Here is a 14644-nt window from a genome sequence, read left to right as displayed (position 1 = left end):
CGGTACGAATGCACCATGCGTGCCGGTGCATTCGCATCTGCCGCGCGCGGCGCAGGCCTGCGAACCTGTCCACTCGGCGGCGCGGCGCGGGCCGTCACGCCGCCGGCTCTCTCCCACCATCGCAGGAGACGACCATGGACAGGAATCGCATCGAAGGCAAGCTGAAGCAGGTCAAGGGATCGCTCAAGGAAGCGCTCGGCAAGGTGACGGGCGACCGCAAGACGGAAGCGGACGGCGTCGCCGAACAGCAGGCCGGCAAGATCCAGGAGGAGGCCGGCGAGGCGGCCGATGCGGTGCGCAAGCCTGCGCGCACGGATCGGCACTGATCGATGATGCGCCATCGGCATGACCATGGCCGGCCTTGATCGGCGGGCGCCAGCGCGACACCCCACTAATGTCTTCAATTCACGGCCCGCCGTCGCGCGGGCCGTGTGCCGTTCGGGCACGTGGAACTTGATGACAAATCCTCACTACATAGTTCCGATATTTCGTTTGCTGCACCGGTATTGGCTACTCACAATCCATTCACCTCTTTCGCGGCGTAAGGTTCTTCGGAGACGGAACCGCGGTGATCGGCCGGCGGGTCGGGCGCATTGAACGGCGCCCCGGCGGCGAACGCAATCACCGGCGTGCGGGAGGTCGCCGACGCGCGGCAGTCGCGCGTTGCATCCCGACTCACAGAAGAAGGACTGCCATGACGTTCCGTATTCGTTCGCTTTCCGGCGTCGCATTGACCGCCGCGCTCCTCGCGTTCCAGACGGGCGCGGCCCATGCGCAGGAGACGGTCGTCAAGGTCGGCGTGGCCGGCCCGCTGACGGGCGGCGGCGCCGCGTACGGCAAGGACATCGAGAACGGCGTGCGGATGGCCGTCGACGAAGCGAACGCCGCGCATACGACGGTGGGCGGCAAGCCCGTGAAGTTCGTCGTCGCGTCGCAGGACGACCAGAGCGATCCGCGCACCGGCGTGCAGGCCGCGCAGCAGCTCGCCGATGCGCAGGTGGCCGTCGTGATCGGCCATTTCAATTCGGGCACGACGCTGCCCGCATCGAAGATCTACGCGAAGGCCGGCATTCCGATGATCACGCCGTCGGCGACCAATCCCGACATCACGCGCGCCGGGCTCGGCACCGTGTACCGCGTGATCGCGACCGACACGCAGAACGCCGGCAACGCAGGCGCTTATGCGGCGAGCGTGACCAAGGCGAAGCGCATCGCGATCATCGACGACCGCACCGCGTTCGGCCAGGGCGAAGCCGACGAGTTCGAGAAGGCCGTGAAGGCGAACGGCGGCACGATCGTCGCGCGCGAATTCACGAACGACAAGGCCGTCGACTTCAGCGCGCAGCTCACGAAGATCAAGAGCACGAATGCCGATCTCGTGTTCTTCGGCGGGCTCGACGCACAGGCCGCGATGCTCGTGAAGCGCATGCGCCAGCTCGGCATCCGCGCGCAGTTCCTCGCGGGCGGCGGCGTGATGAACGCGAACTTCATCAAGCTGGCCGGCAATGCGGCGGAAGGCGCGGCCGTGTGGGAATACGGGCAGCCGCTGTCGCGCCTCGCGAAGGGCAAGCTGTTCGAAACGAAATTCAAGCAGAAGTACGGTGTCGACATGCTCGCGTATGCGCCGTTCGCATACGACGCGACGTGGATCGCGATCAACGCGATGCAGAAGGCGAACTCGACGAAGCCGGCCGATTTCAACGGCGCGCTGAAGGGCACGCGCTACGACGGCATCACGGGCACGATCGCGTTCACGAACACGGGCGACCTGAAGAACCCGAGCTCGACGCTGTATGAAGTGAAGAACGCCGCGTGGCAGCCCGTCACGACGAAATCGGCGGACTGAACCCGAGCGCGAGCAGGCTTTCGCGGTGATGCCGGACGTGCTGAAATACCCTGAGCGATCGGTTGCGATCGCGGCGCACGCCGGAGGCATTGGCCGGGGAGTCTGCCCGCGCGGCGCCGCGCGAGACGCGGCACGAACAACCTTCGGGCGTGGCCGACTGGCCGCGCCTTTCATGTGCAACTGGAGTCAGTCGTGAGTTCTCAAGTCGTCATCGTCGGCGGTGGTGTGATCGGCAGCTCGATCGCCTATTTCCTGCGCGCCACCGATCCCACGGTATCCGTGACCGTCATCGAGCGCGACCCCACCTATGCAAGATCGTCGTCGGCGCTGTCGGCCGCATCGATTCGCCAGCAGTTCTCGACGCCGCTGTCGATCGAGATGTCGCTGTTCGGCATCGACTTCCTGCGCACGATCGGCGAACGGCTCGAAGTGGACGGCAACCGGCCGTCGATCGATCTGCACGAGGGCGGTTACCTGTTCCTCGCGACGCCGGCGGGCGACGCGACGCTGCGCGAGAATCATGCGCTGCAGACCCGCCTCGGCGCGGATATCCGCTTGATGGATTGCGATGCGCTGCGCGCGAAGTTTCCTTGGCTGAACGTCGACGATCTCGTGTCGGGCGCGTATGGCGTGAGCGGCGAAGGCTGGTTCGACGGCTACGGGCTCGTGCAGGCGCTGCGCAAGAAAGCGCAGTCGCTGGGCGTGCGGTATGTGCCGGCGGATGTGAAGTCGGTGGTGCGCGACGGACGGAAGATCACGCATGTCGTGACGGGCGACGGCGAGCGCTACGCGTGCGACACGCTGGTCAACGCGGCCGGTGCATGGACGCGCACGCTGTCGTCGATGATGGGCATCGATATTCCCGTCCATGCGCGGCGCCGCAGCATCTTCAACGTGTCGTCGCCGGCGAAGCTCACCGATTGCCCGCTGCTGATCGACCCGACCGGCGTGTATTTCCGGCCGGAAGGGCGCACGTACATCTGCGGCACGTCGCCGAGCCCGGACCGCGACCCGGACGACCTGCCGCTCGACGAAGTCGACCATGACCTGTTCGACGAGGTGATCTGGCCGACGCTCGCGAATCGCGTGCCCGAGTTCGAGGCGCTGCGCGTGGAGAACTGCTGGTCCGGGTACTACGAGTACAATGTGTTCGACCACAACGCGATCATCGGTTATCACCCGGCGCTCGACAACGTCGTGTTCGCGAATGGTTACAGCGGGCACGGGTTGCAGCAAGGGCCCGCGACCGGACGTGGTGTCAGTGAACTGATTCTGGGCGGGCGTTATGAAACGCTCGACCTGTCGTCGCTCGGCTGGGCGCGTGTGCTGGAAAACCGGCCGATCGTCGAAAAGAACGTCGTGTAGCGCGGCGTAACCGCCCGGTATGGGGTGGGCGGGATTCTCCTTGTGTCTCAAACCCATTGGCCCGACTGTGTCGGGCCTTTTTTCGTTTCGCGCGTTATCCGACGCCGTAGACGGCATCGCGCAGATCGAGCGTGTACTGGCCGTTCATCCCTTCGTAGAGCGTGTTCGACAGCGACACGACGGTCAGCCCGCGTGCACGATCGACGAACCACGAATGACCGTAGACACCGCCCCAGCGCCATGTGCCGACGGATTCTGGCGACGCTGCCGCCTGCGGGTCGTGCAACACCGAAAACCCGATCCCGAAGCCCGCGCCGGGCAGGTCGGCCAATTCGAAGTCGCCGGTCTGTACGCGGCCCATCTCGTCGACCAGGTCGACCGGCAGGATGGCGCCGCCACCCGCGCGCAGCGTGTCCAGCACAGTCAGCACGTCGCCGGCCGTACCGACCATCCCCGCACCGCCCGATGCGAACGCCTGCGCATTGAGTGCGCGCGACGGCGAGTACGTGACGCCGACGGTCCCTTCGTCGATGGGCACGGCTTCGTTCTCGGCGAGCCGGTGCGGCTGCGGCGTGTTGTTGACGTAGGGCGTAGCGAGCCGTGCGGGATCGCGTGCGACGAAAGCCGTTTCGCGCGCACCGAGCGGGCGGAGCACGAGCGCATCGATCGCGTCCGCGAGCGGCACGCCGCAGACGGCTTCGATCAGCGCGCCGATGACGTCGATCGACAGCGAATAGTTCCAGTGGGTGCCGGGCGCGAACAGCAGCGGCACGCTTGCGATCCGGCGCAGATTTTCGGCGAGCGTGATCGATGCGCCGTCCATCCCGTCGGACACGCCCGCGCGCGCATAGGGGCCATTCGCGTTGGGTTCGTGGTAACGATAGTCGAGGCCGGCGGTATGCGTGAGCAGCTGGCGCACCGTGATCGCCGGCACGCGGCCGTCCGGCAGGGCCGGACGGAAATCGGGCAGCCAGCGGGTGACGTCGTCGTCGAGCGACAGCTTGTGCTGTGCCACGAGCGCCATCGCGGCCGTCGACACGATCGGTTTCGTCACCGATGCGAGTCTGAACAGGGTGTCTTCGCGCATCGGCGTGCGCGATTCGCGATCCGCGAACCCGGCCGCGCGGCGATAGACGAGTTCGCCGTGCTGTGCGACGAGGACGACCGCGCCGACCAGGCGTTGCGTGTCGAGTTGACGGGACAGTACCGCGTCGACGCGCCCGGCGAGCGCCGGATCGGCAGGAGACTGTTGTGACGATGCTGGGGAGGGGATCATCAAGCACTCCGTCGTGAGGGGGCTGGTCGTCATATTAGGTGGCATTCGTCGGATGTGCCACGACACCCATCCATCGGCCCGAAACGAAGCCGGCGAGCAACACGCCGCGCGGTTACGCAGGCTGACGAACGACGCGGCCATTGCTTCGTCATATGAGGTAATAGCTGTAATCCGGCATGAAATCTTCTTTTCGGCGACACGGGCTAGACTGGCTTCGCCTTGTCCCCCCAAGGTGTTGTGATACCTCCGCTCGGCCCGCGCGCTCACGCGCGGGCCCATTTTTTGAGCGGACGTGACAGGCGATCGAACCATCGCCGACCGAAGCACATTGGAGAAACGTAACGTGACAGGACGCCCGACAGGTCGTGATGCCGGTTCGCTCGTGCGCATCGTCGCGTTGAGCGCGGCGACGGCAAGCGCCGTGATGTTCGTCGTGCCGGCCGCGTTCGCGCAGGCCAGTGCGCCCGTCGTCAGCAGCGTGTTCGTGCACCCGCAGTACGACACGGGCAATAGCGCGATCAATGAAAACTTTCAGTACATCGCGCATCCACCGATGCGGCCGATCGCGGCGAGCGAGCCTGCGGTCGTGCATGGCTCGCACCGAGGCCGCCGCGGACAATCCGGCACCACGGGCACCCCGAGTGCAACGGGCGGCGGCTCGAACAACACGGCGGCCGTGCCGCTCCCGACAATGCCGGCGGACGGGTCATCCGGCGCGCCTGTTTCTCAATAGCCATTTTTCTCCGAACCATTCCCGGCCAGGTACGGTGACCGATGATCGATCGCAGGTTCATGCGCGCCCGGATCTCAAAGACATCGTGTAGCGCGGCGTGACCGCTCGATGTGGGGTGAGCGGGATCTCTCCTTGTATCTCGCTCATTGGCCCGACTTTGTCGGGCTTTTTTTATTGGCTGGCGCGAGGGGCTGCTGTCGACGCCGGCAATCGTCGCTCGAGCCATCCGTATTTGCGCCTTCCTCCAGCAGCCGAAAGGGCGTTTCGCATTGCGGAATCCACGTCGAATTCCCGCTGCGCTCCTTTTTCGCCGCTTGAAAACTTGTTTTGCATCGCAAAAACGGATGCCTATCTCATTGAAAATTAACGGGAAATTATCTCTTATGTCTTATATAAGACTTCACCGGGGCGCATCGAAGCGGCGTTACTATTAAGTCATGCAGTTCGCTTCGAGAAACGGAGCGGCAGGCTCAACCATTTACTCAAACGCGCTTTGCTCCCAGGAGATTGACATGGCCCAGTATCAAGACGACATCAAGGCAGTTGCCGGTTTGAAAGAAAACCACGGCAGCGCGTGGAATGCCATCAGCCCCGAGTACGCCGCTCGCATGCGTGCGCAGAACAAGTTCAAGACGGGCCTGGATATCGCCAAGTACACCGCGAAGATCATGCGCGCCGACATGGCCGCGTACGATGCCGACCCGTCCAAGTACACGCAGTCGCTGGGTTGCTGGCACGGTTTCATCGGCCAGCAGAAGATGATCTCCATCAAGAAGCACTTCAACAGCACCGAGCGCCGCTACCTGTACCTGTCCGGCTGGATGGTGGCTGCGCTGCGCTCCGAGTTCGGCCCGCTGCCGGACCAGTCGATGCACGAAAAAACCTCCGTCAGCGCGCTGATCCGCGAGCTGTACACGTTCCTGCGCCAGGCCGACGCCCGTGAACTGGGCGGCCTGTTCCGCCAGCTGGATGCAGCCGAAGGCGCCGCCAAGGCCGCCATCCAGGACAAGATCGACAACCACGTCACCCACGTCGTGCCGATCATCGCCGACATCGACGCGGGTTTCGGCAACGCGGAAGCCACCTACCTGCTGGCCAAGCAGTTCATCGAAGCGGGCGCATGCTGCATTCAGATCGAGAACCAGGTGTCCGACGAGAAGCAGTGCGGCCACCAGGACGGTAAGGTCACGGTGCCGCACGAGGACTTCCTGGCCAAGATCCGCGCGATCCGCTACGCGTTCCTCGAACTGGGCGTGGACGACGGCATCATCGTGGCGCGTACCGACTCGCTGGGCGCCGGCCTGACCAAGCAGATCGCCGTGACCACCACGCCGGGCGACCTGGGCGACCAATACAACGCGTTCCTCGATTGCGATGAAATCTCGGCCGACGCACTCGGCAACGGCGACGTCGTGATCAAGCGCGACGGCAAGCTGCTGCGTCCGAAGCGCCTGCCGAGCAACCTGTTCCAGTTCCGCGCCGGCTCGGGCGAAGCGCGCTGCGTGCTGGATTGCATCACGTCGCTGCAGAACGGTGCCGACCTGCTGTGGATCGAAACCGAAAAGCCGCATATCGCGCAGATCGGCGGCATGGTCAGCGAGATCCGCAAGGTCATCCCGAACGCGAAGCTGGTGTACAACAACAGCCCGTCGTTCAACTGGACGCTGAACTTCCGTCAGCAGGCGTACGACGCGATGAAGGCCGAGGGCAAGGACGTGTCGGCATACGACCGCGCCCAGCTGATGAGCGTGGAATACGATCAGACCGAACTGGCGACGCTCGCCGACGAAAAGATCCGGACCTTCCAAGCCGACGCGTCGCGCGAAGCGGGTATCTTCCACCACCTGATCACGCTGCCGACGTACCACACGGCCGCACTGTCGACGGACAACCTGGCCAAGGAATACTTCGGCGACCAGGGCATGCTCGGTTATGTGGCCGGCGTGCAGCGCAAGGAAATCCGCGAGGGTATCGCCTGCGTCAAGCACCAGAACATGTCCGGCTCGGACATCGGCGACGACCACAAGGAATACTTCAGCGGCGAAGCGGCGCTGAAGGCGGCGGGCAAGGACAACACGATGAACCAGTTCTGATACCGGTCGTACCTCAGGCAAAACGCCAACCTGCGGGTTGGCGTTTTTTTGTTCGGAGAGCCGGCTCGCGCGGTGCTCGTCAAACATGCTCTGGTGCGCTTCGATGGGCAGCGCCGCCACCGTCCATTCGACGGGCGCAGCCGGATCATCGACAATCCGCGGCAATCAATACATGAGAGAGGGGGCATGCATGCGCTGGGTCGGTAAGGCGCTCGGGGTGATCTTGAGCATTTCTGTCGTCGGCATCGCCGATGTTCGAGCGGCGTCCGGCGAACCTGCGTTCCCGCGCTTCACCCAGACGGAAGGCAAGCTCGATGCCGACGGGCTCCCGCTGTCCGGCGTGAAACTCTGCGTGCTTCCCGACCACGCCCCGTGCTTCGAGATGCCACCGGCTCCGGTTCCCGGCTCCACCAAAGAGCAGTATCAGTTCGGCCTGAACCCACGGTCCGAACGGTTGCCGATTGCGTCAGGCGGGTCGTGGGCGTTCTTCTCGGGGATGTTCTCGGGCGGTGGCAGCGGGATGCTGGAGCGCGTTGCGGTATTGCGTTACGGCGCGAACGGAACGATCGAGAACCTGATGCCGGTCATCACCGAAACGGAGATGGCCGATCGCGCGATGTGGAAGGTGCCGGACATCTCGCCGTATCCGCTGTTTGTTCGGGCCGACTATGTCTGGGCCAAGGACGAGAGTCACTTCGACAAGCATTTTTTCGACGTCGACGCGTGGACGTTCGATCCCGCAACCAGTCAGTACAAAAAGCGCTTTTCCTACCGGACAGCCAGGCGCTATGACCGGGGCGAGGGCTCGGATCATGTGCTGAGCGCCGAGCGTGGGGAAATACTGCGCCGCCTCGCCGCCGGCCAGTAGCCCGGCCGCGGGTGCATCGAGTATCCGTCGGGGCGAATGATCGTTTCCGGCGGGCCCGAAGGGCCATTCAACGCCGGCGCCGGAAGCGTTACCGCTGCGCGTCCCCGTACGTCGCCTTGCATACCTCGCGCAGCGCGTCGACGAGCAGATCGCGTGCCGGCGCGTGCGAGTCGGCGGCGCGGGTAAACAGCGCGATGGGCGGCAGCGTCCAGACCAGCGAATAAGGCACGATCGCCACGCCGGCAATCCGCACCAGTTCCTCCGCGATATCGGCCGGCACGATCGAGACGGCCTCGTCGCTCGACGCGATCATTTCGCCGATCAGTTTCGACGAGTAGCTTTCGACGATCGGCACGGGCGGCGCGATGCCGGCCGACAGAAACAGGTCGGTCACCTGTTCCCGCATCGGCGTATGCGGCGCGCCGAGAATCCAGTCGAGCGCGTACAGCTTGTTCCAGTCCAGCGTCGTGCGGGCCAGTTTGGCGGCAAGACGCCGGCTCGCGATCATGCGCGGCTGCTGCTGATACAGGACTTCAAAGGAAACCTGGCCCAGATCGATCGCCGAGGACGCGCGCCCGATCACGATGTCGACGCTGTGGTCCTTGAGCTGCAGCAGGAGCTGATCGCTGGTGCCTTCGTGAATCGTCACGGTCAGGCGCCGCTCCATGCGCGATTGCAGCCGCTTGAGCGCCGCCGACAGCATCTGGCCGGAAATGAACGGAATCACGCCGATGTGCAGGTGCGCCGCATGCCCGGCGGCGACGGTCTCCATCTCGCGGGCGAGGTGGTCGAGATCCTTGATCATCGCCTTCGCCCGTTCGAGCACGACCGCGCCGAGCGCGGTAGGCCGCATGCCGCGCGACGAGCGCTCGAACAGCGGCGTGCCGAACATGCTCTCCAGTTCGGACAGCGCGTTCGTCACGGCGGGCTGGCTGCTGGCCATGTGCTCCGCGACGCGCGTCAGCGACCCGTGCTGCTGGATCTGCAGCAACAGCACCAGATGCCGCATCTTCAGGCGCGCGCTCAGCCGCCTGACCACGTCGTTCGCGTCGAATGTCATCGGCCGACCACGCAACCATCATGAAAAAGTGATGGACCGATATTAAAACAGAATCATCCCCTTATGGCGGATCCCTAGAATCACCTCAATGGATCGCGCCGGGACTGGCCTGGCGCCCGTGCCCGGACCGAAAACATGAAACAGACCGAGACGCAGCAGCAGGCAGCCTTCGACTATCACGAATTTCCGACCCCGGGAAAGATCTCGGTCGTCGCGAGCAAGCCGCTCGTGACCCAGCGCGATCTCGCGCTTGCTTACACGCCCGGCGTGGCAGGGGTGTGCGAGGCGATCGCGGCCGATCCGCTGCAGGCGCACCGCTTCACGAGCCGCGGCAACCTGGTGGGCGTGATCACGAACGGCACCGCGGTGCTCGGTCTGGGCAACATCGGCCCGCTCGCGTCCAAGCCGGTCATGGAAGGCAAGGCCGTGCTCTTCAAGAAGTTCGCGGGGATCGACGTCTTCGACATCGAGATCAACGAAACCGACCCGGACAAGCTGGTCGACATCATCGCCGGCCTCGAACCGACCTTCGGCGGTATCAATCTCGAGGACATCAAGGCGCCGGAATGCTTCACGGTCGAGCAGAAGCTGCGCGAACGCATGAAGATTCCCGTCTTCCATGACGATCAGCACGGCACCGCGATCACCGTATCGGCCGCGTTCATCAACGGGCTGAAGGTCGTCGGGAAGTCGATCAAGGAAGTGAAGGTCGTCACGTCGGGCGCCGGCGCGGCCGCGCTGGCCTGCCTGGACCTGCTGGTCGACGTCGGGCTTCCGGTCGAAAACATCTGGGTGACCGATATCGAAGGGGTCGTCTATCGTGGCCGGACCACGCTGATGGACCCGGCGAAGTCGCGCTTTGCGCAGGAAACCGATGCGCGCAAGCTGGCTGAAGTGATCGGCGGCGCGGATGTGTTCCTGGGCCTGTCGGTCGGCGGGATCCTGAGCGCGGAGATGCTGAAGGCGATGGCGCCGCGTCCGCTGATCCTCGCGCTGGCCAATCCGACGCCGGAAATCTTTCCTGAACTGGCGCATGCGACACGCGACGATGTCGTCATCGCGACGGGCCGCTCGGACTACCCGAACCAGGTCAACAACGTCCTGTGCTTCCCGTATATCTTCCGCGGCGCGCTGGACGTGGGCGCGACGACGATCACCCGCGAAATGGAGATCGCCGCGGTTCACGCGATCGCCGGGCTGGCCGAGGAAGAGCAGAACGAAGTCGTGGCGGCGGCTTATGGTGCATACGACGTCGCGTTCGGCGCGCAATACCTGATTCCGAAGCCGTTCGACCCGCGCCTGATCGTTCGTATCGCGCCGGCCGTGGCCAAGGCGGCGATGGAAGGCGGCGTGGCGACGCGCCCGCTGACGGATCTGGACGCCTACGTCGAGCAGCTGCAGCAATTCGTCTATCACTCCGGCGCGTTCATGAAGCCGCTGTTCGCGACCGCGCGTCGGCTCGTGCGCGACGGCGGCAAGGCGCGGATCGTGTTCACCGAAGGCGAAGACGAGCGCGTGCTGCGCGCGGTGCAGGTGATCGTCGACGAGAAGCTGGCGCGTCCGATCCTGGTCGGCCGTCCGGAGGTGCTGCTGGCGCGTATCGAGCGATTCGGCCTGCGCCTGCGGCTCGGCCAGGATGTCGAGGTGACCAATCCGGAATATGACGAGCGCTTCCCGCAGTACTGGACGACGTACTGGGAACTGCGGTGCCGCGACGGCATTTCGAAGGAAATGGCGCGTGTCGAGATGCGGCGTCGCCTGACGCTGATCGGCGCGATGATGGTGCGCCTTGGCGACGCGGACGGGATGATCTGCGGGACGGTGGGCGAGTATCACAACCACCTGCGTTTCGTCGACGAAGTGATCGGCAGGAAGCCCGGCGCGTCGACCTACGCGGCGATGAACATCCTGTTGCTCGACCAGCGGACGGTGGCGCTGGTGGATACGCACGTCAACGACAATCCCGATGCCGAGCAGATCGCGGAATTCACGATCGCCGCGGCGCGGCAGATGGAATGGCTGGACCTGACGCCGAAGGTGGCGTTGCTGTCGCGGTCGAATTTTGGGTCGGGGAGTGCGGCTTCGGGCGTGAAGATGCGACGGGCGCTGGAGATCGTCCGGGAGCAGGCACCGGATATCGAAGCCGACGGCGAGATGCACGGCGACTGCGCACTGGATGAAGGGCTGCGGTCGCGGCTGTTGCCGATGTCGCCGCTCAAGGGGGCGGCCAATCTGCTGGTCTGCCCGAACGTGGATGCGGGCAACATCGCGTACAACCTGCTGAAGACCGAGGCGGGCAGCAATGTGGCGGTGGGGCCGTTCCTGCTCGGCGTCAACGCGCCGGTGAATATTCTTACTTCGAGCGCGACGGTGCGGCGGATCGTGAATATGGCGGCGTTGACGGTGATCGAGGCGAATCGGGGTGCTTCTGCCTGATTGATTGGCGTTTGTGGGGGAGGCTACGGCCATCCCCACTTTTATCGGCAATCGGCCAGTTTCGGTCATCGACACAATCACGGGCTGCCTTCGTACGCCGTCGTTGATTTTCCACAGTAGAATCGCTGTTGCCCTAGGTTTCGTATATTCGCCTTTATGTGCTGGTGATCAATGAAAGCTGAACACATACTTGTCTTGGATATCGACGGCACGCTAACGGACTCGGTCGCAATGCATCAGTCCGCTTTTCTGGCTGCGATGCTGGCCTTGAGACTGCCGGCCCTCGACACTGATTGGGGACGCTATCCGCACCACACCGACACGGGAATCCTTGCACACGCACTGTCGTCCAACGGTTGGAGCCCGATGAGCGCATCGGGCGTCGCTTCCTTCGAACAGGATGTGGATCGTCATTTTGTGGACGCACTTTCCCGCCAGGAACTCAGGGAAATTCCTGGCGCCGGCATGTTCGTGCGGGAGGCCATGGCGTCAGGTTGGGGAATTGTCTTTGCGACTGGAGGTGTGAGGCGCGTCAGCGAGCGGAAACTACAAGCTGTCGGTATCCCGTTTGACGACGATCTGCTTGTTACGGCGTCGCAGTACCCTTCACGAACGGATCTTGTCGCTGCAGCCGTTGAGCGTGCTCGTCGGCACTATTGTGTCGGATCGGCTTGCCGTACCGTTTCGGTCGGAGACGGACGTTGGGACCATGAAGTAGCCCAGTATCTCGGCCTTGAATTTATTGGCGTTGGCACTCCGCCAAAGGCGGACGTGCTGACTGCGCGCGGCGCTATTGTCTTTCCGGATCTCGAGCAGGCATTGCCATTCCTGTTGAGCTAAGGCAAGCCGGCCAGACGTTGCAAGCCCACGCAAATCGCGTCTGCTTTTAGGTCGAAAGCAGTCAATTGTGCAGCAACGTTCAACGCCTGATTCGGATCGGCAACAGTTGTTGTTTCCCGCTCGCTTGGCGCGCAGAACGCGACCTTTCCGTTATTTGATACGGAGAAACATCCCCGCTTTTTCAGGCAGCACTGACGGCTGGAAGCCATAGCGCTCATAGAACTTCGGTGTCCCATGATCCGCCATCAGGCTGACATAGGCAGTCGGCGGCGCATTCTCGTGAACGTAGCGCATGAGCGCTTGCATGATCAGATCGCCCACGCCTTTCTTCTGGTGAGCCGGCAATACCGCAATATCCACGATCTCGAAGAAGCACCCGCCGTCGCCAATCACCCGGCCGATGCCGACCGGGACACTCCCCAAGTACGCCACGACGCTAAAATGGCCATTCTTCAGCCCGATCGTTGCGGCTTGTTCCGACTTTCTGCTCAACCCGGCAGCGAGGCGAATCTCGATGTAGGTCGATACTGACGGTACTTCCTGATGGATGACGTACTCCATGTGAACCCTTCCAGGTGATCGTGCCGGTCGACAGCGCGTGCCCGTCGAGCAGCGCCAGGTCAGACCAACTCAATTGAAGAATGGCATGCGCGTCCGCATTCAGTCCGCGGTCGTGGGAGGGAAGGATAGCTTGCTTTCGCTGCTGTCCCGGTTGTTGTCGTGGCAGGTGTCCGAACGTCGACGCGCCTGTGAACATCTTCACTTCCAGCCCGACGGTGCAGCCGATCGTGAACATGGCGGCATTGACTGCGATCGAAGCCGATCGCGACGCATCTACCTGATCGACCGTCCGAAGCAGGGCGACGATCGGTTCGCAATCCATCGCACAGCAGCAGGACCCGGGTGGTGACCGGTATCACTATTCGACCGCCTTGTGAACCAATGTTGTTGGATATTCGTTTAGGGATACTGGACATATCTCCCTGCGGCATCGTGTCGCAACTTCTCCTGCGTGATGCGCAGACACCCACGCCTCGGATTCCGGCTTCGCACCGTTCCGTCGCCATTTCTGTCGATATCGTCCGATAATTAGCTTTTATTTTCGTCTAAAATCGCGCTTCTTCTTACTTTAGGACGGAAGGACGTTTTGAAAAATCTGACGAAAAACATCTCGCGCACGGCCGTTGCCGCGTGCATTGCGTATGCAGGGCTCTTGCCCTTGTCCCAGTCGGCCCAAGCCCAGGTCGAACCTCTGAAGAATCCCGTCTACGGCGTCACGCTCGACGACCTGACGAAACTCGATTCCATCATCGCGTCGCTGCAGAACCTGCCGTACCGGCCGACCGTGCGTGTCGTGTTCGATCCGGGTACGTCGGCTGCCGACTACTACGCTCCGTTGTTGCGCCTGCACGCAGTCGCGTATGTGATGGGCGAGGTCTACGATTCTTACTATTTCCCGACGGATCTGGCCACGTATCAGGCGCGAACGCAGGAATTGGTGTCGCAACTGAAGAACACCGTCGACGTGTGGGAGATCGCCAACGAGATCAACGGCGAATGGCTGCGCAACAACCCGAGCGGCACGAACTCGGTGGTCAATTCGGAAGAACAGCAGATCGGCCAGATGGTCGCCGCGGCCAACACGATCGTGAAATCGAACGGCGGCAAGACTGCGATCACGCTGTACTACAACGACGACAGCAAGGGCAACAACTGCTGGGAGAAGCCCCTGGATTACTGGAAGACCTGGCCGACGACGTTCCTGTCCTCGACGGTTCGCCAGCAGGCCGACTACGCGTTGTTCAGCTACTACCCGTACCAGGATTGCCCGGGGCTGAACCCGACGTGGAAGAACGACTTCGCGGCGCTCGAAAGCATCTTCCCGAACGCGAAGGTCGGCTTCGGCGAAATCGGTACGTCGGAAACGTCCGCGCCGGCGTCGGTGCAGCAGAACCTGATCAAGACGTACTACCCGATGGTCAACACGATGAACGACCCGCGTTTCATCGGTGGTTTCTTCTGGTGGAACTACGTCGAACAGATGCTGCCGTACACGACGAGCTCGTACTTCCAGCTGCTGCGTCAAACCATCATCACCCTTAAGTCCCCCAACTAATCGCGCGTTCC

Annotated in this window: 12 protein-coding genes; 9 read left to right on the top strand and 3 right to left on the bottom strand. The window is 63.3% G+C overall.

Translation table 11 applies throughout. The features are described from left to right. The first annotated feature begins 134 nt into the window (after positions 1–134). The 3 genes from H3H55_RS29965 (at position 135) to H3H55_RS29955 (ending at position 3211) form a co-directional block, all read left to right on the top strand. The gene (locus H3H55_RS29965) at positions 135–326 is read left to right on the top strand and encodes a CsbD family protein (protein ID WP_193101347.1); all 192 of its coding nucleotides are present in this window, start codon (positions 135–137) and stop codon (positions 324–326) included. Positions 327–694: 368 nt separating this feature from the next. Continuing rightward, on the top strand, positions 695–1846 hold the full coding sequence (locus H3H55_RS29960; protein ID WP_129516501.1) for a branched-chain amino acid ABC transporter substrate-binding protein: 1152 nt from the start codon (positions 695–697) through the stop codon (positions 1844–1846). A gap of 192 nt (positions 1847–2038) precedes the next feature. Beyond that, positions 2039–3211 carry an NAD(P)/FAD-dependent oxidoreductase gene (locus H3H55_RS29955; protein ID WP_193101346.1) on the top strand — a complete coding sequence of 391 codons (1173 nt, stop codon included), beginning with the start codon at positions 2039–2041 and terminating at the stop codon, positions 3209–3211. Positions 3212–3305: 94 nt separating this feature from the next. Here the strand turns inward: H3H55_RS29955 and H3H55_RS29950 are convergent, their stop codons facing one another. Continuing rightward, positions 3306–4487: a serine hydrolase domain-containing protein gene (locus H3H55_RS29950; protein WP_193101345.1), complete on the bottom strand. Its 1182-nt coding sequence runs from the start codon at positions 4485–4487 to the stop codon at positions 3306–3308. A 343-nt stretch (positions 4488–4830) separates the two neighbouring features. Between H3H55_RS29950 and H3H55_RS29945 the strand changes: the two genes are divergently transcribed. The 3 genes from H3H55_RS29945 (at position 4831) to H3H55_RS29935 (ending at position 8181) form a co-directional block, all read left to right on the top strand. Beyond that, positions 4831–5220 carry a hypothetical protein gene (locus H3H55_RS29945; protein WP_193101344.1) on the top strand — a complete coding sequence of 130 codons (390 nt, stop codon included), beginning with the start codon at positions 4831–4833 and terminating at the stop codon, positions 5218–5220. Positions 5221–5732: 512 nt separating this feature from the next. Further along, positions 5733–7313 carry an isocitrate lyase gene (locus tag H3H55_RS29940; protein ID WP_129516504.1) on the top strand — a complete coding sequence of 527 codons (1581 nt, stop codon included), beginning with the start codon at positions 5733–5735 and terminating at the stop codon, positions 7311–7313. A gap of 103 nt (positions 7314–7416) precedes the next feature. Beyond that, complete coding sequence (locus H3H55_RS29935) at positions 7417–8181, top strand: hypothetical protein (RefSeq protein WP_226800405.1); 765 nt, start codon at positions 7417–7419, stop codon at positions 8179–8181. Positions 8182–8269: 88 nt separating this feature from the next. Here the strand turns inward: H3H55_RS29935 and H3H55_RS29930 are convergent, their stop codons facing one another. After that, positions 8270–9241, bottom strand: coding sequence for a LysR substrate-binding domain-containing protein (locus H3H55_RS29930; RefSeq protein WP_193101343.1), 972 nt, complete (start codon positions 9239–9241; stop codon positions 8270–8272). A gap of 135 nt (positions 9242–9376) precedes the next feature. Between H3H55_RS29930 and H3H55_RS29925 the strand changes: the two genes are divergently transcribed. Together H3H55_RS29925 and H3H55_RS29920 are read left to right on the top strand one after the other, a co-directional pair. After that, positions 9377–11677, top strand: a complete 2301-nt coding sequence (locus tag H3H55_RS29925; protein WP_048251766.1) for an NADP-dependent malic enzyme — start codon at positions 9377–9379, stop codon at positions 11675–11677. Between the two features lie 171 nt (positions 11678–11848). After that, positions 11849–12517 carry an HAD family hydrolase gene (locus H3H55_RS29920; protein WP_193101342.1) on the top strand — a complete coding sequence of 223 codons (669 nt, stop codon included), beginning with the start codon at positions 11849–11851 and terminating at the stop codon, positions 12515–12517. 150 nt (positions 12518–12667) lie between these two features. Here H3H55_RS29920 and H3H55_RS29915 read toward each other — a convergent pair whose 3' ends face one another. Further along, positions 12668–13078, bottom strand: coding sequence for a GNAT family N-acetyltransferase (locus H3H55_RS29915; protein WP_193101341.1), 411 nt, complete (start codon positions 13076–13078; stop codon positions 12668–12670). Between the two features lie 607 nt (positions 13079–13685). Here H3H55_RS29915 and H3H55_RS29910 point away from each other — a divergent pair. Then, entirely contained in the window at positions 13686–14633 is a 948-nt protein-coding gene (locus tag H3H55_RS29910) for a hypothetical protein (protein ID WP_413463996.1), read from the top strand. Positions 14634–14644 lie beyond the last annotated feature (11 nt).

The sequence above is a fragment of the Burkholderia sp. Z1 genome, from assembly GCF_014893795.1.
Lineage (GTDB): Bacteria > Pseudomonadota > Gammaproteobacteria > Burkholderiales > Burkholderiaceae > Burkholderia > Burkholderia theae.
Note: the sequence above shows the minus strand (reverse complement) of the source record. Positions and strands in the feature narration are given on the sequence as shown.